This is a genomic window from Microbacterium sp. KRD172, from assembly GCF_017168295.1.
Lineage (GTDB): Bacteria > Actinomycetota > Actinomycetes > Actinomycetales > Microbacteriaceae > Microbacterium > Microbacterium profundi.
Map to the genome: position 1 here is coordinate 935,286 of NZ_JABFAS010000002.1, position 23,805 is coordinate 959,090.

A 23,805-nucleotide genomic window follows, 5' to 3' on the forward strand; every position below is an offset into this window, starting at 1 on the left:
ACCCGGAAGCTAAGCCTCACAGCGCCGATGGTACTGCAGGGGGGACCCTGTGGGAGAGTAGGACACCGCCGAACTTCTCTTAGAAGAAACAAAATGGCCACCCCACACAGGGTGGCCATTTTGCGTTTGACGACAGTTTTCGCCTGACTGTGCTCAGCGACCTGGAGGCCCGTCCACCACGGTCGGGATGTACTCGAGCAGCTGAGTGCGGCGGTCGAACGTTCGAGCCTCGACGAGTTCGAGGGTCACGTCCGGATAGCCGTCGAAGATGCGCTCGCGTCCGCTTGCCCCCGTGATCACGGGGAAGATCACAACCCGGTAGCGGTCGACGAGCCCCGCGTTCAGGAACGAGCGGCACAGCGCGACGCTGCCGATCGTGCGCAGCGGTCGATCCGACTCCTCTTTCAGGCGGCCGACGTAGTCGACGGCATCCGTGTCGACGAGCGTCGAGTTCGCCCACGTCAACGGCGCGCGGAGCGACGACGAGAACACGTACTTGGGAATGCCGTTGAGCGCATCCGTGCCCGGTTCGCCGCCCGCGGTGAGCTTGGACATCACACGATAGGTGTTCGCTCCCATAAGCAGCGGATCGTCCCCCGCCGGGGCGTCATCGAGCCAGTCGAGGTACTCGGGGCTCTCCATCCCCCACCATCCAGGCCAGCCCACCGCGGAGCCGTAGCCGTCGAGCGAGCAGATGAAGTCGATCGTCAGAGTCTGCATGTCGTCTCCTTCGCTTCGGGCAGGAGTTTATGCCTTTCGACGACCGTGCGGAACCCTCACTCGAACAGCGGCAGCACGAGGCTGACGGCGATCACGATCATGACCAGGGCGATGAGCGCATCGAGGATCCGCCACGCCCGCGCGGTGTTCAGCCAGCGCGCGAGCCCGCGCGCACCGTAACCGAGTGCGGTGAACCACAGCACGCTCGCCAGCATCGCGCCCGCCGCGAACAGCCACCGCCCATCGCCGTGCGTCGCGGCGATCGAGCCGAGCATCAGCACAGTGTCCAGGTACACATGGGGGTTCAACCAGGTCAGGGCGAGCGCGAGCGCGATCACGGCGGTCAGCCGTCCCGTCCGCTTCGCAGGGGCAGCATCCTGCAGTGTCTGGTCGGCGCCGCGCCACGCTCTACGGGCCGCGAGCAGACCATAGACGAGCAGCACTACGGCACCCAGTATGCGCGCGGCATCCACCAGCCACGGCACCCTCTCGAGCAGGAACCCGAGCCCGGCGACTCCGGTCGCGATGAGCACAGCGTCGGACAGCGCGCAGATGACGACGACGACGAGCACATGCTCGCGTCGAATGCCCTGCCGGAGGACGAAGACGTTCTGGGCGCCGATCGCGATGATGAGGGAGAGGCCGAGACCGAGGCCGGCGAAGAACGAGATCACTCTTCGACGTTATGGTGTGGGTGACATTAGCGCCAACGAACATATCTTATGAACCATTAGTATGGCTTACATGGTTGGTATCTCACCGGAGCTGGCGTCGACCATTGCGGCGATCGTCGACGAGGGCAGTCTCGACGCGGCAGCGCGTGCGCTGCACATCACCCCGTCGGCGGTGAGCCAGCGGCTCAAGACCCTCGAGCAGCAGCTCGGGCAGGTCCTGATCGTGCGCGGCCGGCCCGCGAAGGCGACGGCGGCGGGGGAGTCGGTGGTGCGGATGGCGCGCCAGATCGCGTTGCTCGAACACGACGCGCTGTCGGCGCTCGGGCTCGACGCGGCCGGCGAAAGAGTCAGCGTCCCGCTCGCCGTCAACGCGGACTCGATGGCGACCTGGTTCCTCGCGCCACTCGCGCGTCTGGCAGAGGTCCACGACATCGACTTCGACCTTCACCGTGACGATCAGACGTTCACCGCTCGGCTGCTGGAATCCGGCGAGGTCATGGCAGCAGTCACGTCCGAGCAGTCTCCGGTCGCAGGATGCACGGTCGCGCCGCTGGGCGTGCTGCGCTACGAGGCGATGGCGACCCCCGCATTCGTCGAGCGGTGGTTCCCCGACGGCGTCACCGAACCGGCGCTGCGACGTGCACCGTTCGTCGACTTCGACCGGCGTGACACACTGCAGCACAGCTGGTTGCGCTCTCGCGGAATAGATGAGCAGGGCATACCCCGGCACTACGTCCCCGCGTCATACGACTACGCCCAGGCCGTGCTGCTCGGCCTCGGGTGGGGCATGCTGCCCGGGTCGCAGGCGACCGATGCCGCGGCATCCGGTGCCGCGCGCCCACTGGGTGGCGACCCCATCCACGTGCCGCTTTACTGGCAGCAGTGGAACCTGCGATCTGCGCTGCTCGACGCGATCGCGGCAGAGGTCATCGCAGAGGCCGAACGCGTCCTGAACTGACGGAACGCGTCGCTCAGCGGTCGGTCAGTCCGCGAGGGCGAGTGCGCGGAACGCGTCGCGTTCACGCAGCGAATCGCGACGGCTGGCCGATGCCTCGACGGCGGCGCCGGGCGGGCGCTGTCCTGTGGTGCGGTGATACAGCTCGTCGATCAGTCGCGTCGCGAGTGAGACGAGCTGGCCGATCTCCTTCTCGTCGCGGTCGATCCACACGCAGCGCGGCTCATCATGGATCGGGCGGAAACTGTCGTGCTCCTCCCACACGAACAGGGTGCGCTCCGCGCCCAGCACGTGCTGCTGCCACCAGACCTGGCGCAGATAGGTGCGGGGGATCGTGCGCCAGTTCTTGTTCGTGGTCTTGATCTCGGCGAGCAGGATGCGACCTCCGCTGTCCTGGACGATGCCGTCAGGGGTGGCGAGATGGCGATGCTCGGTCTCGGCCCGGAACAGCGCCGACGACGGATGGATGCCGTGCGTGCCGGCGACCCAGGAGGCGATCTCCGGCTCGCGGCGGCGGCCATGATCGGTGTACGCGTTGCCGCCGAAGTGCGCCCCGCCGCCGAGCTTCGTATCGGCGGCGCGGGCGATCGACTTGTCTCCGGAGAGCCCGGCGACGTCAGTGGCCGTGATACCTCGGGTACGTGCCCTGAGCCAGGCGACGCGGTCACGGGAGTCCGCGACGATTCGAGCCTGCAGTTCGGGAGTCACCATTCGAGATTACCCGCGGGCACGGACGCGCGAGACCAGCCGCGCCGGGTTGCGTCGGCTCGGCCTCGCTGCGTCGGAAGCTCAGCCTGCCGCCGGCCGGCCCTCGGGGCCATGCGAGCCCACGACATACTCTTCGAGCGGCACCTTGTCGCTCTTCCACGCATCGAGAACCGGCTGAACGATGCGCCAGCACTCCTCGGCAGCATCGCCTCGCACCGCCAGCACGGGGTCTGCATCGAGAATGCACGAGAGCACCTCGGCATAGGCCTTGAGAGCGCCAGGGCCGAGTTCAGCAGACATCGTCGTCCGCTCCAACTCGAAGGGATCAGCCTCGCCGTTGACGTTGAGTTCCAGAGAGATCTCCGCCGTGCCGAGCGAGAATCGCAGCACGGCTCCCTCCGCGTCTCCGCGGAGGCCGACGGGCACATGGCGCACCGGGCGGAATCGCACGACGATCTCACGGGAGGGATCTCCGATGGCCTTTCCGGAGCGCAACGTGATCGGCACGCCGGCCCAGCGGGCGTTGCGCACTTCGAAGGTCGCCGCTCCCAGCGTCTCGGTGTTGCGCGCCGGATCGACATCGGGCTCGTCCACATACGAAGGGAACTTGCGGTCGCCGACGCTGCCCGCGGTGTACCTCGCCCGGTAGGAGTTGTGCACCGGATCGTCCTCCCACACCGATGTCGCCCGCAGCACGGCCGTCGTCGCGGCGCGGAAGTCGACCTCGTCGAGGGTTGCCGGCTCCTCCATCGCGAACACCGCCAGTACCTGCAGGAGATGACTCTGGATCATGTCGACGAAGGCTCCTGCGCGGTCGTAGTAACCGGCACGGCCCTCCAGGCCCAGGGACTCGTCGTACGTGATCGAGACCGATTCGATGTCCGTGGCCGACCACAGCGGCTCCAGCACGCGGTTCGCGAAGCGCACGCCGAGCAGGTTCAGGGTGGTCGAGCGTCCGAGGAAGTGATCGACGCGGAACACCTGGCTCTCCGGAACGAGCACGGCGAGACGCTCATTGAGCGCGCGAGCGCTGTCCTCATCGACGCCGAACGGCTTCTCGAGCGCCAGAACGATGCCCTTCGGCAGATCGATCGTCGCCATGGCATCGCACGCCGCCGCCGCGACGGATGGTGGCACCGCGAAGTACAGCGCCAGCGGTGCCTTCTTCGCGGACAGAAGCTTCTTCAGGTCGTCGACGGACGTGATGTCGGCGCGGTGATACTCGGTCTCCACCCGCGTCATCGCGTCCGCGGCATCCGATGACGTGAACGCGATCTGCACGACATCGCGCCACTTGTCGTCCGTCCAATCGTCCATACCGGCGCCGATCAGCGCAATGGTGCGCTTCGGCTCCGTCATCAGCAGCTGGCCCAACGCCGGCAGCAGCAGCCGTGAGGTGAGGTCGCCGGATGCTCCGAAGATCATGAGTGTGGTGTGCTCGGCCATGCGCCCCACCGTAGTCGGCACCGAGAGATCACGACAGGGCTGGATCCCGGATGCGGTCACTGCCAGACTCAGACGGATGCCATCTCCGATCGAAGACTACGCGCTGCTCAGCGACTGCCGCACGGCGGCTCTCGTCTCCCGTGATGGCAGCATCGACTGGCTCTGCCTGCCGCGCTTCGACGCGCCGTCGATCTTCGGCGCGCTGCTGGGGGATCCGACGCACGGATGCTGGACACTGCGGCCGCGCGACGATCAGGCGACGATGCGCCGACGCTACATTCCGGACACCTTCATCCTCGTGACCCGATGGGAGAGCGCGTCTGGTGTCGCCGAGGTGCACGAATTCATGCCGATGAGCGCGGAGCGCACCGACGTGGTCCGCCGCGTGATCGGCATCACAGGCAGCGTCGAGTTCACCACCGAGTTGCGGATGCATTTCGACTACGCCAGAGCGCTGCCGTGGGTTCGGCAGGTGGGGACCAAGACCGTGCCGGCGCTGCGTGCGACGGCCGGGCCGGATGCCGTGATCGTCCGCGGCGTCGCGCTCAGGGCATCCGACCACGTCCACACCGGCCGTGTCACGGTGTCCGAAGGCGAGACGCGCGACCTCACCCTCACCTGGTTCCTCTCGCACGAGAGCGCACCCCATCCGCTGGACATCGAAGACGCGGTCGCGCGAACCCGCTCCTGGTGGCAGGGATGGGCCAGCGGGATCGAGCACGAAGGACCGCATCGCGAGATCGTGGCGCGCTCGCTGCTGGTGCTGCGAGCCCTCACGAACAGAGACACCGGCGGCATCGTCGCGGCAGCGACGACGTCACTTCCGGAGGACTTCGGGGGATCGCGCAACTGGGACTACCGCTACGTCTGGTTGCGCGACGCCGCACTGACGCTCGAAGTGCTCATCACCCACGGCTTCCTTCCCGAGGCCCAGCACTGGCGACTGTGGCTTCTACGTGCGGTCGCCGGCGACCCGGCCGAGGTGCAGATCATGTACGGCATCGCGGGAGAGCGCGACCTCGCCGAGCGCGAGCTCGTAGGGCTGCCCGGATATCAGGGGGCCTCGCCCGTTCGGATCGGCAACGGCGCCGTCGATCAGTACCAGGGCGACGTGATCGGAGAGGTGCTCGTCGCGCTCGAGGCGGCCCGGATCGCGGGGCTCGAGGAGTCGTCGTTCTCCTGGCCCCTGCAACGGGCCCTGCTCGAACGCGTCATCGCCGGGATGGAGCGTCCGGACAACGGCATCTGGGAGATCCGCGGTGAGCCGCAGTGGTTCACCCACTCCCGCGTCATGATGTGGGCGGCCCTCGATCGCGGAGTCCGCGCGGTGCGCGAGCACTCCTTGGCGGGCGACGCCGACCGCTGGGAGGGGATGCGCGACCGGCTGCGTGCCGAGATCGACGAGCGAGGAGTGCACGCGGGCGGATACTTCGTGCAGCACTACGACTCGGACGAGGTGGATGCGTCGCTGCTCGTGCTGCCGCAGGTCGGCTACTGCGCCCCGGATGATCCCCGGATGATCCGCACCGTCGCGCAGATGGAGCAGACACTGCTCCGCGACGGGCTGCTGATGCGCTATCGCACGACGACCGGAGTCGACGGTCTCGCCGGTGGCGAGCATCCGTTCCTGGCATGCAGTTTCTGGCTCGTCGAGCAGTACGCTGCGAGCGGGCGCGTACAGGATGCCGAGGCGCTGATGACGCGACTGGTCGCTCTCTCGAACGATCTCGGCCTGCTCTCCGAGGAGTATGACGTCGACGGCGCCAGACATGCCGGGAACACACCGCAGGCGCTGTCACATCTCGCGCTGGTCCGTGCGGCGGATGCGCTCGGCGGACACTCCGGCCGCGCCGCCGACCGTCACTGAGCCGCGCCGAGCCGCCGGCGATTTGGGCGACTGCGCCGGATGCCGTATTCTTGGATCAACCGAAGACCGCCGGTCGTCGTGATGTGCGTAAGCGCAGCATGATCGAAGCACTGCTCAGCAGGGGCCCGCGCAGGTGTCACGAACAGTTTCTGAAGCTCCGTGCGCTTGCGCCGGAGCTTTTTTGTTTGGCTTGTGGGGCGGTCGAGGTCGATGCCGCACCACCGTGCGGCATCTCGTACCCACCAAGGAGTGACCATGGCGCAGAAGGATGCATCGGTTGCCGAGCTCACGAAGTCATTCGAGAACTCGAACGCCGTCCTGCTGACCGAGTACCGCGGTCTGACGGTTGCCCAGCTCAAGGAGCTGCGTAACAGCATCCGTCAGGACGCTGAGTACGCCGTGGTGAAGAACACGCTGACCAAGATCGCCGCCAACAAGGCCGGCATCTCTGCGCTGGATGACGACCTCAAGGGTCCGTCGGCTGTCGCATTCGTTCATGGCGACTTCGTCGCCACTGCGAAGGCTCTTCGTGATTTCGCCAAGGCCAACCCGCTTCTCGTGATCAAGGGCGGCGTGTTCGAGGGCAACACCCTCACCGCCGACGAGGTCAACATGTACGCCTCGCTCGAGAGCCGTGAGGTTCTGCTGGCGAAGGCTGCGGGCATGATGAAGGCGACGATGGCGAAGGCTGCGGCCACCATCGACGCGCTTCGCGAAAAGCTGGAGACCGCACAGGCCGCGTGAGCGACCGGCGATCTCTTTCCACAAACCCCATCAATCTAGGAGATACATCATGGCGAAGCTCACCACTGAGCAGCTGCTCGAGCAGTTTGCAGACCTGACCCTCGTCGAGCTCAGCGAGTTCGTGAAGGCGTTCGAGGAGAAGTTCGACGTCACCGCTGCTGCCCCCGCGGCCGCTGCTGGTGGCGCTGGCGCAGGCGCTGCTGAAGAGGTCGAGGAGAAGGATTCCTTCGACGTCATCCTCGAGGCTGCCGGCGACAAGAAGATCCAGGTCATCAAGGCCGTCCGCGAGCTCACCTCGCTCGGCCTCGGCGAGGCCAAGGCCGTCGTCGACGGTGCACCGAAGGCCGTCCTTGAGGGCGCCAACAAGGAAGCCGCTGAGAAGGCCAAGGAAGTTCTCGAGGCTGCCGGCGCTTCTGTGACCCTGAAGTAACAGCGTCTCAACGCTTTATGGATGCCCCGGGCTGATGCCCGGGGCATTCGTGCGTCACGGGGTTGCTCAGCGCGGCGCGGCCGAGGAATTGCGCACGACGAGAGCGGATGCCGCGACGACATGCTCGACGTCGGCACCAGGGTGCTCCAACTGCCGAAGCAGGAGGTCGACCGCCCGCGCTCCCTGCTCTCGAGGTTGCTGCCGAATGGTCGTGAGGGCGAACATCTCGGCATGCTGATGGTCATCGATTCCGACGACGCTCAGTTCGGTCGGCACGGCGATGCCCAGGCGGCGCGCGGCGATGATCGCGCTGATCGCCGTCTCATCGCACACACCCACCACAGCGGACGGACGGGTCCGTCGGTTTCCCAGCAGGTCGACTGCGCTCTGGTATCCGCTGGGCATGTCGCTCGCCGCGGGGCTCACGCTGACGCGGTCGCCGAGACCGGCGGCATCCATCGCCTCGCGATAGCCCTTCAGCCGGAGAGCATCTCCGAATCCCCCACGAGAGTCGTCCTCACCCGCGCCGATGAACGCGATCGCCGTGTGGCCGAGGTCGATCAGGTGCTCCGTCGCGATGCGAGCGGCAGCGGCGTCGTCGATCGACACCGAACTCGTACCAGGGTGATACGGACCGATGGTCACAAGCGGGCGCTCGAGCCCGGTCAGCCGGTCGAGTTCGTGACTGAGCGGCTGGATACCCGCGGCGATGATGCCGTCGAATCGTCGGCGGGGGAGTACCACGTCGAAGATCCGGTCTCTGGCGGCGGAGCCTTCCGGAACGCCGTAGAGGGCGAGGTCGTAGTCGTGGGCGAGAAGGGCGTACTGCACGCCGGTCAGCAGCTCGGAGAAGTACCAGCGGCTGATCGTCGGTACGACCACGCCGATCGTCAGTGTTCGTCCGGTCGCGAGACTCGTCGCTGACGAGTGCGCGACGTACGAGAGCTCGCTCGCGGCCTGCGACACCAGCGCTCTGGTCTCGGCGGAGACGTATCCTCGGCCGCTCAACGCGCGACTGGCCGTCGCCTTGGAGACGCCGGCACGCGCCGCGACATCCGCGATCGTGCTCATGCATCCTCCTCGACGTCGGCAGCCCATGGGCGCACTCGTGCACAGCGTAGTCCGACTGCCGCGCGAAAGGAACCGGTTCCAGGTGATCAGTGAGGGAGCGCTCCCATTGGCGCTCTGCTCGCGCGGACAAAGGTTGTCAGCTTGTGATGTGCCGCCATTGTGCCGGGCGGGCAGGGTCGGTAGGTTTGGCCTGGAATCGGTTCCCGAATCTGCTCGCTCTCGGGCAGGCGGCACGTATGGGGACGTGAACTCGAGGAGGAGAAGTCACATGGGACTGTCACAGCGTAATCGGCGTCTCGCGCCGCTCGCCCTGATCGGGGCGGCGGGCATCGCGCTTGCAGGATGTGGGGCTCCTGGCGCGCCGGAAGGTGGCGACGGCGGCGGCGACGGGGGCAGCAGCACGGTCACGATCTACGGCACGATCGTCGACAGCGAGGCCGAACTGCTGCAGGAGTCGTGGGCAGACTGGGCCGAAGAGAACGACATCGAGATCAAGTACGAAGGCAGCCAGGACTTCGAGACGCAGCTCGGCACGCGCGCGCAGGGTGGCAACCCGCCCGACATCGCGATCTTCCCGCAGCCGGGTCTGTTCGCCGACTTCGCTTCGCGCGACTTCCTCAAGCCGGCCCCGGAAGAGGTCGAGAAGAACGCGAACGAGTTCTGGACCGAGGACTGGGTCAACTACGGCACCTATGACGGGACCTTCTACGGCGCGCCGCTCATGGCGAATGTGAAGGGCTGGATCTGGTACTCCCCGGCGAAGTTCGCCGAGTGGGGAGTCGAGGTTCCTGAGACCCTCGGCGACCTGACCGCACTCACCGAGACGATCCAGGCCGCTACCGGCACCCCCGCGTGGTGCGCCGGTTTCGAATCCGGTACCGCCACGGGCTGGCCCGGAACGGACTGGATCGAGGACTACGTGCTCCGGCAGGCCGGCCCCGACGTGTATGACCAGTGGGTCAACAACGAGATTCCGTTCACCGATCCGCAGATCAAGACCGCATTCGACTCGGTCGGCGGGATCCTTCTGAACCCGGCGAACGTCAACGCCGGATTCGGCGAGGTGCGCTCGATCAACTCGACCGCCTTCGGCGATGTCGCGCCGAAGGTCGCAGACGGCTCGTGCGCTCTGACCCACCAGGCGTCGTTCCTTTCCGGATTCTTCCCCGAGGGGACGAACATCGCCGAGGACGGCGACGTCTGGGCGTTCATGCTCCCGGGCGAGAGTGCGGGTGAGAAGGCCGTGACCGGCGCAGGCGAGATCGTCGGCGCATTCAGCGACAGTGAGGCCACGCAGAAGGTGCTGGCGTATCTCTCCAGCCCTGAGTGGGCGAACAGTCGCGTCAGCCTCGGCGGTGTGACGTCGGCGAACAACGGGCTCGAGCCCGACGCAGCGCAGGACCCGATCCTCCAGGAGACGATCAAGATCCTGCAGGACCCCGACACCACGTTCCGCTTCGACGCCAGTGACCTGATGCCGGGTGCTGTCGGTGCCGGTACGTTCTGGAAGGGCATGGTCGCGTGGGTCAACGGTACGTCGACCGACGAGGTCCTCCAGCAGATCGAGACGGGCTGGCCCGCCGGCTGACCCGATGCGGACGGGGCGCCTTCGGGCGGCCCGTCCGGTACCGGTCCACGCGACGGCGCATGGACCGCTGATGATCTGCACGCTGTTGTAAAGGGGACTCCGTGACCGCGATCGAATTCTTCGGATGGGTCGGCTCGCTGCCGCCGGTCCTGCAGGCGGTGGCCGTCGTCATCGCCTTCGGGCTGGTGGTGGCCATCATCCTCCTGCTCGTCGACATCGCCCCTCGAACGGGGAAGATGTACACCGTCATCCGGCTGGCCATGTGCCTGCTCGTGCCGCTCGCGGTGATGTGGTTCTTCCGGTCCTACTACTGGGCGATCGGCGCCGCGGTCGTGGTGGGAGCCGTGTTCTTCCTGCTCGACTACCGCTCCAAGTCCGGCAAGGGATACCTCATCCAGCTCGTCGCGTTCATGGCGCCGGCGTTCCTGCTGCTGCTGGTGGGCCTCGTCCTGCCGTCGCTGCAGACGATGGCGGCGTCGTTCATGAACTCGTCGGGGAAGTCGTTCGTCGGGCTCGCGAACTACACCTGGATATTCGGGCAGCCGGACGGCGTCCGCGTCGTGGTCAACACGATCGTCTGGGTGCTGATCGTGCCGACGGTGTCGACGATCGTCGGACTCGCCTACGCCGTCTTCATCGACCGCACACGCGGCGAGAAGATCTACAAGGTCCTCGTCTTCATGCCGATGGCGATCTCGTTCGTCGGCGCCGGCATCATCTGGCGGTTCATGTACGAGTACCGCGGCCCGCAGTTCGAACAGATCGGCCTTCTCAACCAGCTCCTGGTCTGGTTCGGCGCTGAGCCGCAGCAGTTCCTGCTCAACCCGCCGTGGAACACCCTGTTCCTGATCGTCGTGCTGATCTGGGTGCAGACCGGATTCGCGATGGTGATCCTCTCCGCATCGATCAAGGGTGTGCCGATGGAACTGCTGGAGGCCGCGGAACTCGATGGCGCGAACGCCTGGCAGCGGTTCATCTCGGTGACCGTCCCCGCCATCCGACCGGCTCTCATCGTCGTGCTGACCACGATCTCGATCGCCTCGCTGAAGGTCTTCGACATCGTCCGCACCATGACCGCCGGAAACTACGAGACCTCGGTGCTCGCCAACGAGATGTACACGCAGTTCTCGAAGTTCGAAGCGGGGCGCAGCGCCGCCCTGGCGGTCATCCTGTTCATCCTCGTGCTGCCGATCGTCATCTACAACGCACGCCAGATCCAGAAGCAGCGGGAGATCCGATGAGCGACACCGTGAAGTCCAACGCAGTGCCCACGTCCACCCCCGCCAGTACTCGTGCGATCACCACCGGCGGCAGGCTGAATGCTTCTGCAGGACGCACGCGCAAGAAGCTGTCGCGGCCCTGGGCATCCGTCGCATCGATCATCATCGCGTTCCTGTGGACGATCCCCACCCTCGGACTCTTCATCTCGTCGTTCCGGCCCCGCGATGACATCCAATCCAGCGGCTGGTGGGAGTTCTTCCTCAATCCGCAGGTGACCGGCGAGAACTACGTCGACGTCCTGCAGTCGGGGACGACGCAGCTGACGATGATCGAATCGTTCGTGAACTCGATCGCCATCACGATCCCGGCGACGATCGTTCCGCTCATGGTCGCGTCGATGGCGGCTTACGCGTTCGCGTGGATCGACTTCAAGGGCCGCAACTTCCTCTTCATCTTCATCTTCGCGCTGCAGATCGTTCCGATTCAGATGGCGCTCGTCCCGCTGCTGAGCACGTTCTCGCGCGGGCTGAATCTGTTCGGGCTCCAGATCACGCTGCCGCTGGGAGCATCCGGTGGGTATGCGCAGGTCTGGCTCGCGCACTCGATGTTCGCTCTGCCGCTGGCGATCTATCTGCTGCACAACTTCATGTCCGAGATCCCCGGCGAGATCATCGAGGCCGCACGCGTCGACGGTGCGTCACGCGGACAGATCTTCTTCCGGATCGTGCTGCCGCTGACCATGCCGGCGATTGCGTCGGTGGCGATCTTCCAGTTCCTCTGGGTGTGGAACGACCTGCTCGTGGCACTGGTGTTCGCAGACGGCGGCGCCGCTCCGATCACGAAGCTCCTGGCCGAGATCACCGGTACACGAGGCAACGACTGGTATCTGCTCACGGCCGGGGCGTTCGTGTCGATCATCGTCCCGTTGATCGTGTTCTTCGCCTTGCAGCGGTACTTCGTGCGAGGTCTGCTGGCGGGCTCAACGAAGGGGTAACACAGCACTCACGACGGGGCCGTGGCCGTACCCTGGGAGCATGGACTACGCCGAGCACATCGCCGACCTCGTCGGTGACACGCCCCTCGTGAAGCTGCAGCACGTCACCGAGGGCGTCGAGTGCACCGTACTCGTCAAGCTCGAGTACCTCAACCCGGGCGGCTCCTCGAAGGATCGCATCGCGAAGCGGATCATCGACGCGGCCGAAGCCTCGGGTGAGCTTCGACCGGGTGGCACCATCGTCGAGCCGACCAGCGGCAACACCGGCGTCGGACTCGCGCTGGTCGCTCAGCAGCGCGGTTACAAGTGCGTGTTCGTGCTACCCGACAAGGTCGGCGAGGACAAGATCGATGTGCTGCGCGCATACGGCGCGGAGATCGTGATGACGCCGACGTCCGTGCCGGCGGACAGCCCCGAGTCGTACTACAGCGTCAGCGACCGGCTCGTGCGTGAGATCGACGGAGCCTTCAAGCCGAACCAGTACGAGAACCCGAACGGTCCGCGCAGCCATTACGAGACCACCGGACCCGAGATCTGGCGCGACACCGACGGCCGGGTCACGCACTTCGTCGCCGGCGTCGGAACGGGCGGGACGATCAGCGGCACCGGGCGATTCCTGCGTGAGGTGTCAGAGGAGCGCGTGCGCATCATCGGCGTCGACCCGGAGGGAAGCGTGTACTCGGGCGGCACCGGGCGCCCCTACCTCGTCGAAGGCGTGGGGGAGGACATCTGGCCGGGATCCTACGACCCCGCAGTGCCTCACGAGATCGTGGCCGTCGACGACGCCGAGTCGTTCGCGATGACCCGTCGCCTGGCACGTGAAGAGGGCATCCTCGTCGGCGGGTCGAGCGGCATGGCCGTCGTCGGCGCTCTGCGTGTGGCCAGGACCCTGCCGGCGGATGCCGTGATGGTGGTGCTGCTGCCGGACGGCGGTCGCGGGTATCTGTCGAAGATCTTCAACGACTCGTGGATGCGCTCGTACGGGTTCAGCGAGGTCGAAGAGGGCGAGACGGTCGCGGACGTACTCGATGCGCGCACGACCCTTCGACAGGCTCAGGGATCGATACGACAGGCTCAGGGATCGATACGACAGGCTCAGGGATCGATACGACAGGCTCAGGGATCGATACGACAGGCTCAGGGATCGATACGACAGGCTCAGGGATCGATACGACAGGCTCGGGGATCGATACCTGAGCTCGTGCACGCGCACCCCAGCGACACGGTGCTCGACGCCATCAGGATGATGACGGAGTTCGACGTCTCACAGCTCATCGTGCTCAGCGCGGAGCCGCCGGTGATGATGGGTGAGGTCGTCGGCATGGTCGACGAACGCGGACTGCTGGATCGGCTCTTCCGCGACGAGGCGAAGCCGACGGACGCCGTCGGCGCGCATGTCGACGCACGGATGCCGCTCGTCGGCATCCATGCGTCCGTCGATCAGGCACGCACGGCGCTCGCCGATGCCGACGCGCTGCTCGTCACGATCGACGGCAAGCCGCACACGCTGCTCACCCGCCAGGATCTGCTCGCCTATCTCGCGCGCTGAGCGAGAGAGGGTCACCCGGCGTAACAGGAGAGGATGCCGCGGCCTGCGGACGTAGGCTGAGGGCATGTCCGACCACTCCTTCGCCACCCGTGCCATCCATGCAGGCCAAGCGCCCGATCCTCTGACCGGTGCGATCATCCCGCCGATCTATCAGGCCTCCACGCACGTGCAGGACGGCATCGGCGGCTTCCGCGGGGGATACGAGTACAACAGGGCGGGCAATCCCACCCGCAGTGCGCTGCAGACGCAGCTCGCCGCGCTCGAGGGCGGTGCGAGTGCACTTTCTTTCGCGTCCGGTCTCGCGGCGGAGGATGCACTGCTGCGCGGCATCCTGAAGCCCGGCGACCACGTGCTGCTCGGAAACGACGTGTACGGCGGCACCTACCGACTGCTCACCAAGGTGCTCGCGCCGTGGGGCATCGAGACCACCACCGTCGAGCTCGGCGACGTCGATGCGATCCGCCAGGCGCTGCGCCCCGAGACCAGGATCGTCTGGCTCGAGACGCCCAGCAACCCGCTGCTCAAGATCGTCGACATCGCCGCGACCGCCGAGATCGCACACGCGGCCGGTGCGATCGTGGTCGTCGACAACACGTTCGCCTCACCGGCGCTGCAGCTTCCGCTCGCACTCGGCGCCGACCTCGTCGTGCACTCGACGACGAAGTACCTCGGCGGTCATTCCGACGTGCTCGGCGGTGCCGTCGTGTTCGCCGATGATCGCTTCTACGACCAGGTGAAGTTCCAGCAGTTCGCGGTCGGTGCTGTCTCCGCGCCGCTGGACGCGTGGCTCACGACCCGCGGCATCAAGACGCTCGCCGTTCGAGTGCGCCAGCACAGCGAGAACGCGCAGGCGATCGCGGAGTGGGCGGCGGCACGCCCCGAGTTCGAGACGGTGTTCTACCCCGGACTCTCCTCGCACCCCGGCCACGAGATCGCCGCGCGCCAGATGAGCGGATTCGGCGGGATGCTGTCGCTCGCGCTCGCCGCGGGCCAGGCCGCCGCACGCGCCTTCGCCGAGTCGACCGAGCTGTTCCAACTCGCGGAGTCTTTGGGCGGCGTCGAGTCGCTGATCGGCTACCCGCCGGACATGACGCACGCCTCGGTGCGCGGCACACCTCTCGCCGTGCCGGAGAACGTCGTGCGACTGTCCGTCGGAATCGAAGACGTGGCGGACCTGATCGCCGACCTCGAGCAGGGGCTGGCGCGCATCAACGGCTGAGCGACTCTGCGGCGCGGAGAGCGACGCGAGTAGCATTGAGGGATCTTGAACGATTCATCACCGCCTGACGTCCCCACTCCCGATTTCGAACGCACAGATCTCGACCGCACGCCGACCGGCAGCATCCGCGCCATCACCGGCACGATCCGCACCAGCACGCCCACCGGCGCGATCAGGGTGCTCGGGCCGAACCCGGCGACCGCGCCGATCATGCTGCACCCTGGCGATGCGATCTCGCATCGCCGCCGGGTGCTGTACATCATCCTGCTCGGAGCGCTCACCGCGCTCGGACCGTTCACGATCGACCTGTATCTGCCGGCGTTCCCGGTGCTGGAGTCCGATTTCCAGACGACCTCCGCGGCGATCCAGCTCACGCTCACCGGCACGATGATCGGCTTCGCGGTCGGTCAGCTCGTCGTCGGCCCGCTCTCGGACAAGGTCGGACGCCGCATCCCGCTGGTCAGCGTCACGGCGCTGCACGTGCTCGCCAGCGTCGCCGCGGCAGTCGCTCCGGATCTGCTGCTGCTCGGAGGCGCGCGCGTGCTCATGGGCATCGGAGCGGCAGCCGGAGGCGTGGTCGCGATGGCGGTCGTGCGCGACCTGTTCGGCGGTCGCCGACTCGTGGTGATGCTTTCCAGGCTCGCCCTGGTCTCGGGCGTCGCACCCGTGGTGGCACCGTTGATCGGATCGTGGCTGCTCGGAGTGATGCCGTGGCGCGGAATCTTCATCGTCCTCGCCGCATACGGCACAGTCATGTTCCTGGCCGCTCTGCTGTTCATCCCCGAGACCCTCCCGAAGGAGCGACGGCAGGAACGCGGAAGCACCACGATCTGGCAGCGCTATCGCAGCGTCCTCAGCGATCGGGTGTTCCTCGGCGTGCTCGTGATCGGCGGCATGACGTTCTCCGGGCTGTTCTCGTACCTCTCGGCCTCGCCGTTCCTGTTCCAGGAGACGCACGGCCTGAACGCTCAGGAGTACGGCTGGCTGTTCGCCGTCAACTCGGTCGGTGTGGTGCTCGGCGTGCAGGCCGCGTCACGGCTCGCGGCGCGATTCGGCCCGCAGTGGGTTCTTGCGTTCTCGACGGCTGTGCTGCTGATCAGCGGCACCGCGATCATCGTCTGCGACCAGCTCGGCCTGGGTTTCTGGGGCACCGTCATCCCGCTGTTCGTGTTCATGACCGCGTGCGGCTTCTCATTCCCCTGCGTGCAGGTTCTCGCGCTCGATCGTCATGGCAAGGCGGCAGGGACGGCAGCGTCGATCCTCGGCGCGAGCAACAACGGCATCGCCGCGATCATCTCGCCGGTCGTCGGCTTCGTCTCGGCAGGCGCCATCACGGCGACCACGATGGCCTCGGTCATGGTCGGCTGCGCCGTGGTCGGCACGCTCGCCCTGTGGCTGATCGTGCGTCCGCGCACGGTCGGAATGCTCGCGCCGTAGCATCCCGGACTTCACGTGGGTGAGAATGAGCGGATGACTCGACGACCGGCGCTGCTCTGGTGGGGCATCGGCTGCGTGCTCGCGGCGATGGCGCTGGGAGCGGCGATGACCGCGCCCGGCCCCGACATCCCCTCGGCGATGGACAGCGGATGGAACCGGCTGATGATCGGTATCCAGACGCCGCTGCTGCTGAGCTTCTCCGAGGTGATGAACGAGGTCGGAGGCAGTTGGGCCGCGACGTATGTGATCCCGCTCGCGATCCTGGCCGCCCTGCTGATCGCCAGGCGATGGCGGGCAGCGGTGTTCGTGGGCGTGTCGCTGCTCGCGAGCGTGCTGGCGGTGCAGCTGCTCAAGCAGCTGTTCGGTCGTGCGCGACCGGAGGAGATGCTGGTGATCTCCGATTTCGGTTCATTCCCGTCAGGGCATACGGCCAACGCCGCAACCTTGGCGGTGATCGCGGTGCTGCTGTTTCCCCGGCTGTGGGTGCTGATCGTCGGCATCATCTGGACGATCGCGATGGCTTTCTCGCGCACGCTGCTCTCGGTGCACTGGCTGAGCGACACGATCGGCGGGGTGCTGGTCGGTGTCGGCACGGTGCTGATCGTGGGCGCCCTCATGCTGACGTGGGTGCGCCGGCCGCAGAGCGCGGCGGGATATGTCGCGCACGATGAAGAGGAGCCCTGAGTGAGCAGCATCCGCCCGTACCGTCCCGAGGATCGCCAGGCGATGTTCGAGATCTGCCTGAAGACCGCGGATGCCGGCGCCGACGCGACCGGAATGTTCAGCGACGACGACCTCTGGGGGCTGCTGTTCGCGGTGCCGTATGCCGAACGGCATCCCGATCTGTGCTCGATCGTCGAGGCCGACGACGGTCGTGCGATCGGCTACATCGTCGCCACAGACGACACCGACGCGTTCGAACGGTGGTTCCGCGATGAGTGGTGGCCGCAGTTCACCGAACGCTTCCCGCGGCCGGTCCATGCGGAGAGTCCTGAGGAGAAGATGATCGAGTACGGGTATCGGCGGCGTCCGGGTCAGAATCCGAACACGGCGCAGTACCCGGCGCATCTGCACATCGACCTGCTGCCGGAGACCCAGGGACAGGGACTCGGGCGTCGGCTGATCGAGACCCTCTTCGCCGAGCTGCGCCGTCGTGGCGTGAAGGGGCTGCACCTCGGCATGAACCCAGAGAACACGGGTGCGGCGGCTTTCTACGAGCGACTCGGAATGCAGCGGCTGCCGTCCGAAGACGGCGGGCGCAGCTACGGGGAGCGGTTCACCGACTGAATCCTCAGCACAGGTTAGATGACTGAAGGGCCCCGCTGGCGCGGAGCCCTTCAGCCATTTGGCGGTGACGGCGGGATTCGAACCCGCGGTTGCTTGCACAACACACGCTTTCCAAGCGTGCTCCTTCGGCCGCTCGGACACGTCACCAAGGAACAACCTGAACAGTCTATCCGATCGCTGATGCCGCCTGCGCCAGTCGCCCTCGGCGCCATAAGGTGAGGGAGACACCGATGGCGACTCGCACAGGGGGAACGCGTGAACGAGCTTCCGCACCGCCGGCGCTGGATGCTGCAGATGCAGCAGTCACTGCCGCCGGCAACCGTGTTCGATCGGACGACGTTCCTCGTGGGAACGGCGGCGGCGGTCTGGCTTGCGGCGATCATCGCTATCCAGGGAGTGCGCACGCCCTGGGCGCTGGTCTGGTTCATCCCGATCTGGGCGATCACCGCGTACCTGGTGCTGCCACGGCTGCATCGCATGCTCTCCGACCTCTACGTGCCCGACTACTTCTTCGGGCGCACCCGAACGGCCGACGGTCTGCTCGGCGATCCGGTGAACCTCGGAGTGGACGGCTCCGGCGCCCAACTCGACCACGTCATGACTTCGGCCGGCTGGCATCGCGCGGATGAGATCACAGCGGCATCGACGTGGCGGATCATCGCGTCGACGCTCACCAGGCGCAGCTATGCCACCGCACCGGTGTCGCCACTCATGCTGTTCGGCAGGCGCCACGACGTCGCGTACCAGCAGGAGGTGAAGGGCAATCCGAAGCAGCGCCATCACGTGCGCTTCTGGCACAGCCCACCCGGGTGGCTGCTTCCGGGCGGCGCCCACGCCGATTGGCTCGGCGCGGCGACCTACGACACCGATGTGGGCCTGTCCCTGTTCACGCTCCAGGTCACCCATCGCATCGACGAGAACACCGATGTGGAGCGCGACCACGTGGTCACGACGGCGCAGTCGGCCGACAGCGACGTCCGCGTGCGACTGCTCCGCGATTTCACCACCGGATATCACTCGCGCAACGGCGGTGGAGATCGATTCGTGACAGACGGCGACCTGCCGATCGTCGATGTCTCCCGCACTGTGCCGCCCGAGCCCGTCGCCGTGCTGCAACCCGATCCGAGCACCGCACGTCAGATCGCTCGAGCACCGCTGCCGGTGATCACCGCGGTGACGCTCATCGGGCTCGTCACCGTGCTCCAGCTGGTCGATGTGCTCTCCGACGCGACGTTCTGGCAGCTGCTCTCCGCCGCCGAACCCGACGAACGTGTGCTGATCCTCGTCGTGGTCGGTCTGTTCGGGGCCTTCATGATCTGGCAGCTCGTGATGGCGTGGCTCGTGCTGCGCGGCGGCCGCCGATCTCGCGCGGTGCTGATGGTGCTCGTGATCCTCCAGATCATCTTCATGGCCATCGACTACCTGGACGGCAGCGCTGTGCTGGGCCTGGACTGGACACTGCTCACGGCATCGGTCCAGGCAATCACGCTGCTGTGCCTGTCGAGTGAGAGCGCCGGGGCATGGGCGCGCAGGCGCCGTGGATCGAAGCCCGCGTAAAATCGCAGGGTGGCCACACCCAAGATCGTCCTCTTCTACGCGTTCGCGCCGCTCGCCGACCCGGAGGCGATCCGCCTGTGGCAGCGCGACCTCGGCGAGGCGCTCGGGCTGCGCGGTCGGCTGATCATCTCGAAGGACGGCGTCAACGGCACTCTCGGCGGCGATCTTCCTGCGCTCAAGAAGTGGGTGCGCTCGTTCCGCTCCTACCCGGCGTTCAAGGATGCCGACATCAAATGGAGCGAGGGGACGGGGCTCGACGACGCCGGACTCAGCGTCGACTTCCCCAAGCTCAGCGTCAAGGTGCGCGACGAGATCGTCTCTTTCGGGGCGCCGGGGGAGCTGCGGGTCGACGAGCACGGAGTCGTCGGCGGTGGTGCACGGCTGAGTCCCGACGCACTGCACGAGCTCGTGCAGTCGCGTGACGACGTCGTCTTCTTCGACGGGCGCAACGCGCTCGAAGCCGAGATCGGCCGTTTCCGCGGTGCGATCGTGCCCGACACCGAGACGACTCGCGATTTCGTCGAGCTGCTCGACTCGGGAGCGTACGACGATCTCAAGGGCAAGCCGGTCGTCACCTACTGCACTGGCGGCATCCGCTGCGAGGTGCTGTCGAGTCTCATGACGGCGCGCGGGTTCGGCGAGGTGTACCAGCTCGAGGGTGGCATCGTCCGCTACGGGGAGCGCTTCGGAGACGATGGCCTGTGGGACGGCTCGCTCTACGTGTTCGACAAGCGCGGATCAGTGGATTTCAGCGACCACACCGCCGTGATCGGCACGTGCGCCGGGTGCGGTACGCAGACCAAGCGCACCGCGAACTGCCCGGATGCCGCGTGCCGTCGCCAGTTCGTCGTGTGCGAGAGCTGCGACGCGGTGCCGTGCGATGAGCACACGGTGCAACTCGCCTGAGCGGGCGCACGCCGCCGCTCAGCCGCTGGTCAGGCCGGCGCAGGCCGTCGCGAGCTGTCGACAGCGAACAGCGAGCGCGGCAGCAGCAGAGCCGTGACGCGCCCGCGCGCATCGACATGACGGTGCATATCTGCGCTCACTCGGACGAGGGCGGGAGCGAGATCGCGCGCATCGAGCTTCTCCCTGGCGTAACTGGCACGCTCCACAGCATCCACCAGCGTCTGCACCGCCCGGGCGTCGGCGCCGCGCTCGATCAGATCTGCGCCCCGTTCCCGGGGAGAGTCGGCATCCGAGACCGGCACGCCCAGATCGGTCAGCGTCGCCCGCAGCTCGCGCCACGCGATCACGGCGTCTCCGCCTCTGGCGCGTGAGCGGCGCCATATCCGCACGAACAGGCGGATCAGTGCCGGTAGTAGCAGCAAGAGCAGTGCGCCGCCGACCACGAGCATCACCGGCGTGGGATCGAGTCGCTGCAGCACGCCGCCGCCCGCAGCAGAGGGGTCATCCGTCGCTTCGTCGAGCTCAGGACCGCTCGTCGGGGTCGCCGATGGTGCCGCGCTCGGCGCTGGTGTCGCCGGGCCGGTGACCGGCCCGGCCTCCACGGATGCCGGCGCGAATGCGGTCGGCACGCCAAGCGATGCGGTCGGCTCGAACGGTACCCATCCGATGCCCCCGAAACGCACTTCCGGCCAGGCGTGCAGCTGATCGCTGCTGACGACGTAGACGAATTCGTCGCCGCGCTTCTCGTCGGTCAGACGCCCTGGAAGGTAACCGACCACTATCCGCACCGGAAGATCGAGCGTCTGCGCCATCAACGCGAACGCGCCGGCGAAGTGGATGCAGTATCCCGAGCGCACATCGAGGAACTCTGCGACCGCGTCCGCACCGGTGCCGTCGAAGCCGCCGTCGACCGGGGCGTCGAGCGAGTAGGTGAACTCGGACCGGAACCACGTCTGGAGGGCGATCATGCGGTCGTAGTCGGTCTCGGCACCGGCTGTCACCTCGCGGGCGGTCTCGGCGATCACCGGCGGAAGGTCCTCCGGGACCTGTGGATCCTCGGCGCTGCGGATGGCTCCGGAGGCGCGGATCTGCTCGAGCGTCGGCTGCGCAGTGGCTGTCGTCACCGTGTAGTCCTCGCCCCCGGCATTGCGCGTCTCGGAGACCACTGTGCGGTTGCCGGGCATGATCTCCCAGCCGGAGGAGGTGCCGGTGACCTTCGTCGCCGCATACGGCACCGGCAACCAGGAACTCGAGATGCCGACGACGCGGATCGAGGTGCGCCGTTGCGTGGTGGCGATCTCCTCGGCCCAGTTGCCGTCTCCGAAGCCGTCGGAGAGCGGCCGAGTGTCTTCCTCGTCCGCTTGCCAGACTTGTCCGTCGAACCCCGACACGGTCGCGATCCGCAGGTACGGTGCGGTCACAGCCGTGGTCGCCAGCGTGATGACGTCGGTGGGTGCCGGCCGGCGCAGGTCGTCGCCCAGCCGCAGCGACGGATTCAGCGCGACGGATGTCCCCGTGCCCACCCAGCTTGCGGAGACCGGCAGGATCGGGGTGATGATGAGCGCGCCGGCGAGAGCCGCGGCGCCGACGCCGAGAGCCACAGCGACCGATGCCCGCCTCGGCCTGCGGGCATCGTGACGAGTGCTGTGCCGCAGCAGGAAGAGGATCAGGATCGCGAGCACCACGAACCACGGGACATCGGCATCGCCGAATGTGATGATCATCGGCACCACGCCGACCGCGGTGACGAGCACCGCCGCGAGCAGGGTGAGTCGCTGAGCGATCAGGTGGTCGATGATGATCGTGATGACGGCGAACCCCACGGCGAGCATGGCGCGAACGGCCAGGGTGTCGTTCAGCGGGGCGGTGCCGAACTGCACCTGCTCGAATGCCTGGGCCGCCAGCGGAGCGAGGGCCTGCAGGGTCGAACCGGTCGGGATGAATCCGAGCAGAGCTCCCTGCGGGACCAGCATCAGGGTGAGCGCGCACACTGCGACGACCAACTGAGCGAGCAGCGCCCACGCATCCCGCCCGCGGCGGCGTGCGCCCAGGTGACGCATGAGAGCGCCGGTGGCTGTGATGAGGACGATGACGGTGATGCTCACGAGCGACCACGGTCCCGCCGCGATGGCCGACGAATACGGCCACAGCGCGACGAAACCTGCGCAGGCTGCGAGCATCGCGATCGCCAGCGTGCGGGTCTGCCGGTCGGCGGCAGCGGCCTCTTCGGCCCACGGCGTGCGACGCTGCTCAGCGGGCGACATGCCCGCCTCCTGTCGCCATCCGGGCGGGGAGGGCGTCCTCCCAGGCGGCGGCGATGTCCTCTGCCAGCGGAGCGGATGACCACCCCAGTCGCGCAGCGGCGTCTCCGGCGCCGGGACCGAGGTCGGTTGCGAGGAGGATCGGAGCCGCGGCCCCGCCATGGCGCAGCAGCGCAGCATCCTCCTCGTCGAGGTGCCCCGTGATCAGCACCAGCGGACCGGGCGGCGTTCCATCGAAGAGGGTGATGATGTCGCGACCTTCACCCTGCGGCCGAGTGAGCGCCAGCGCCACGAGCAGGCCGTCGCGGTCATCCTCGTGCCCGCGGAGCCTGCCGAGCACGGCTCCCGCCGAATCGAGCACATCCACGCTGTACCCCTCCTGCACCAGGTGAAGGGCGACGGATGCGCACGCGGAGACGGCAGCCTCGAACGCGGGGTCGGCCTGCTCACGCTGGATGTCCCAGTGCCGGGCTGTGCGATCGAGGACGACCAGCGCGTCAGGGCTGGATTCCTCCTCTTCCTGTCGCACCATCAGGTCGCCGCGGTGGGCGGTCGCGCGCCAGTGGATGCGGCGCATCGAATCGCCGGACACGTAACGCCGGGGAGACAGGTTGTCGCTGCCCTGTCCGAGCCGTGTGGATGACGTGTGCGCGGTTCCGCCGGCCGCTCCGAGATTCGAGCTGAGCGGAGCGAGCGGCACGACCTCTGGGACCACGGTGACCGTGCGAGTGTCTCCGAACTCCTGCGTGCGCTGAGCGAATCCGAACGGGTCGATCGTCTGCAGCGACAGCGGCCCCACCGCCCACACGCCACGGCGCACGCCCGTGATCGCATAGCCGATGCTGGTGCCGTTGTCGGTGGGGAACTCTCCCGTGGCATCGCCGGAGACCGCGGCGGGCAGTTTGTCGCGCCAGATGCCGAGCGGGATGCGCAGGGCGCGCATGTCGAATCGCACGGCGACCTGCGACTCCTCACCGACGGTGAGCAGATCGGTGGAGATGCGTCTGCTCACCGCACCGGTGCGCCGGGGGACGTGCACGACGAGGACGGCGACGACCACGAGCAGGAACAACAGCATCGCGACGTAGAGCAGAATCGGCGCTGCCAGCAGATTGGCCGCGATCGTCAACAGCACACCGGTCAGGAGCGCGGCTGCCCCCCCGGCCCGTGA

21 protein-coding genes and 1 tRNA gene are annotated in these 23,805 nt (G+C 67.1%); 14 read left to right on the plus strand and 8 right to left on the minus strand.

The features are described 5' to 3' along the window. Positions 1–153 precede the first annotated feature (153 nt). On the minus strand, positions 154–720 hold the full coding sequence (locus tag J1M43_RS04800; RefSeq protein ID WP_206476079.1) for a dihydrofolate reductase family protein: 567 nt from the start codon (positions 718–720) through the stop codon (positions 154–156). A 56-nt stretch (positions 721–776) separates the two neighbouring features. Continuing rightward, positions 777–1,394, minus strand: coding sequence for a LysE/ArgO family amino acid transporter (locus tag J1M43_RS04805; protein ID WP_033106583.1), 618 nt, complete (start codon positions 1,392–1,394; stop codon positions 777–779). 70 nt (positions 1,395–1,464) lie between these two features. Here J1M43_RS04805 and J1M43_RS04810 point away from each other — a divergent pair, with 70 nt between their 5' ends. Further along, positions 1,465–2,352 carry a LysR family transcriptional regulator ArgP gene (locus tag J1M43_RS04810; RefSeq protein WP_033106584.1) on the plus strand — a complete coding sequence of 296 codons (888 nt, stop codon included), beginning with the start codon at positions 1,465–1,467 and terminating at the stop codon, positions 2,350–2,352. Between the two features lie 24 nt (positions 2,353–2,376). Here the strand turns inward: J1M43_RS04810 and J1M43_RS04815 are convergent, their stop codons facing one another. Beyond that, complete coding sequence (locus J1M43_RS04815) at positions 2,377–3,057, minus strand: YqaJ viral recombinase family protein (protein ID WP_033106585.1); 681 nt, start codon at positions 3,055–3,057, stop codon at positions 2,377–2,379. Positions 3,058–3,138: 81 nt separating this feature from the next. Beyond that, positions 3,139–4,503: a glucose-6-phosphate dehydrogenase gene (locus tag J1M43_RS04820; protein ID WP_206476081.1), complete on the minus strand. Its 1,365-nt coding sequence runs from the start codon at positions 4,501–4,503 to the stop codon at positions 3,139–3,141. Positions 4,504–4,579: 76 nt separating this feature from the next. Here J1M43_RS04820 and J1M43_RS04825 point away from each other — a divergent pair, with 76 nt between their 5' ends. The 3 genes from J1M43_RS04825 (at position 4,580) to rplL (ending at position 7,544) form a co-directional block, all read left to right on the plus strand. Then, on the plus strand, positions 4,580–6,370 hold the full coding sequence (locus tag J1M43_RS04825) for a glycoside hydrolase family 15 protein (RefSeq protein WP_206476083.1): 1,791 nt from the start codon (positions 4,580–4,582) through the stop codon (positions 6,368–6,370). Positions 6,371–6,625: 255 nt separating this feature from the next. Next, complete coding sequence (gene rplJ / locus J1M43_RS04830) at positions 6,626–7,114, plus strand: 50S ribosomal protein L10 (RefSeq protein WP_033106588.1); 489 nt, start codon at positions 6,626–6,628, stop codon at positions 7,112–7,114. Between the two features lie 49 nt (positions 7,115–7,163). Next, positions 7,164–7,544 carry a 50S ribosomal protein L7/L12 gene (gene rplL / locus J1M43_RS04835; RefSeq protein WP_033106589.1) on the plus strand — a complete coding sequence of 127 codons (381 nt, stop codon included), beginning with the start codon at positions 7,164–7,166 and terminating at the stop codon, positions 7,542–7,544. A gap of 66 nt (positions 7,545–7,610) precedes the next feature. On the opposite strand, the gene J1M43_RS04840 is transcribed toward rplL, so the two are convergent. After that, positions 7,611–8,615 carry a LacI family DNA-binding transcriptional regulator gene (locus tag J1M43_RS04840; RefSeq protein ID WP_206476085.1) on the minus strand — a complete coding sequence of 335 codons (1,005 nt, stop codon included), beginning with the start codon at positions 8,613–8,615 and terminating at the stop codon, positions 7,611–7,613. 268 nt (positions 8,616–8,883) lie between these two features. On the opposite strand from J1M43_RS04840, the gene J1M43_RS04845 reads away from it, so the two are divergent. The 8 genes from J1M43_RS04845 to J1M43_RS04880 all read left to right on the plus strand — a co-directional run bounded on the left by J1M43_RS04845 (position 8,884) and on the right by J1M43_RS04880 (position 17,910). Then, a complete protein-coding gene (locus tag J1M43_RS04845; RefSeq protein ID WP_033106907.1) occupies positions 8,884–10,203 on the plus strand; it encodes an ABC transporter substrate-binding protein in 1,320 nt (439 codons plus the stop codon). 101 nt (positions 10,204–10,304) lie between these two features. Further along, positions 10,305–11,444 (plus strand): carbohydrate ABC transporter permease, encoded by a 1,140-nt coding sequence (locus J1M43_RS04850; RefSeq protein WP_206476087.1) that lies wholly within the window; start codon positions 10,305–10,307, stop codon positions 11,442–11,444. Continuing rightward, complete coding sequence (locus J1M43_RS04855) at positions 11,441–12,418, plus strand: carbohydrate ABC transporter permease (protein ID WP_033106591.1); 978 nt, start codon at positions 11,441–11,443, stop codon at positions 12,416–12,418. Before J1M43_RS04850 ends, J1M43_RS04855 begins: the two co-directional genes overlap by 4 nt. Positions 12,419–12,458: 40 nt before the next feature. Next, entirely contained in the window at positions 12,459–13,967 is a 1,509-nt protein-coding gene (locus tag J1M43_RS04860) for a cystathionine beta-synthase (protein ID WP_206476089.1), read from the plus strand. A gap of 64 nt (positions 13,968–14,031) precedes the next feature. Next, positions 14,032–15,186, plus strand: a complete 1,155-nt coding sequence (locus J1M43_RS04865; protein ID WP_033106593.1) for a cystathionine gamma-synthase — start codon at positions 14,032–14,034, stop codon at positions 15,184–15,186. Positions 15,187–15,396: 210 nt separating this feature from the next. Further along, the gene (locus J1M43_RS04870) at positions 15,397–16,623 is read left to right on the plus strand and encodes a multidrug effflux MFS transporter (RefSeq protein WP_033106909.1); all 1,227 of its coding nucleotides are present in this window, start codon (positions 15,397–15,399) and stop codon (positions 16,621–16,623) included. A 33-nt stretch (positions 16,624–16,656) separates the two neighbouring features. After that, the gene (locus J1M43_RS04875; protein ID WP_052166970.1) at positions 16,657–17,307 is read left to right on the plus strand and encodes a phosphatase PAP2 family protein; all 651 of its coding nucleotides are present in this window, start codon (positions 16,657–16,659) and stop codon (positions 17,305–17,307) included. After that, positions 17,308–17,910, plus strand: a complete 603-nt coding sequence (locus J1M43_RS04880; protein WP_033106594.1) for a GNAT family N-acetyltransferase — start codon at positions 17,308–17,310, stop codon at positions 17,908–17,910. A 59-nt stretch (positions 17,911–17,969) separates the two neighbouring features. Here the strand turns inward: J1M43_RS04880 and J1M43_RS04885 are convergent. Then, positions 17,970–18,057 (minus strand) — tRNA-Ser (locus J1M43_RS04885). Positions 18,058–18,165: 108 nt separating this feature from the next. Between J1M43_RS04885 and J1M43_RS04890 the strand changes: the two genes are divergently transcribed. Both J1M43_RS04890 and J1M43_RS04895 read left to right on the plus strand, forming a co-directional pair. Beyond that, complete coding sequence (locus J1M43_RS04890; protein WP_206476092.1) at positions 18,166–19,467, plus strand: LssY C-terminal domain-containing protein; 1,302 nt, start codon at positions 18,166–18,168, stop codon at positions 19,465–19,467. 9 nt (positions 19,468–19,476) lie between these two features. Continuing rightward, on the plus strand, positions 19,477–20,373 hold the full coding sequence (locus J1M43_RS04895) for a rhodanese-related sulfurtransferase (RefSeq protein ID WP_033106595.1): 897 nt from the start codon (positions 19,477–19,479) through the stop codon (positions 20,371–20,373). Between the two features lie 29 nt (positions 20,374–20,402). On the opposite strand, the gene J1M43_RS04900 is transcribed toward J1M43_RS04895, so the two are convergent. Together J1M43_RS04900 and J1M43_RS04905 are read right to left on the minus strand one after the other, a co-directional pair. After that, positions 20,403–22,637, minus strand: coding sequence for a DUF3488 and transglutaminase-like domain-containing protein (locus tag J1M43_RS04900; RefSeq protein WP_206476094.1), 2,235 nt, complete (start codon positions 22,635–22,637; stop codon positions 20,403–20,405). Beyond that, the gene (locus J1M43_RS04905) at positions 22,624–23,769 is read right to left on the minus strand and encodes a DUF58 domain-containing protein (protein ID WP_307823257.1); all 1,146 of its coding nucleotides are present in this window, start codon (positions 23,767–23,769) and stop codon (positions 22,624–22,626) included. The genes J1M43_RS04900 and J1M43_RS04905 overlap by 14 nt, the downstream gene beginning before the upstream one ends. Positions 23,770–23,805: the final 36 nt, after the last annotated feature.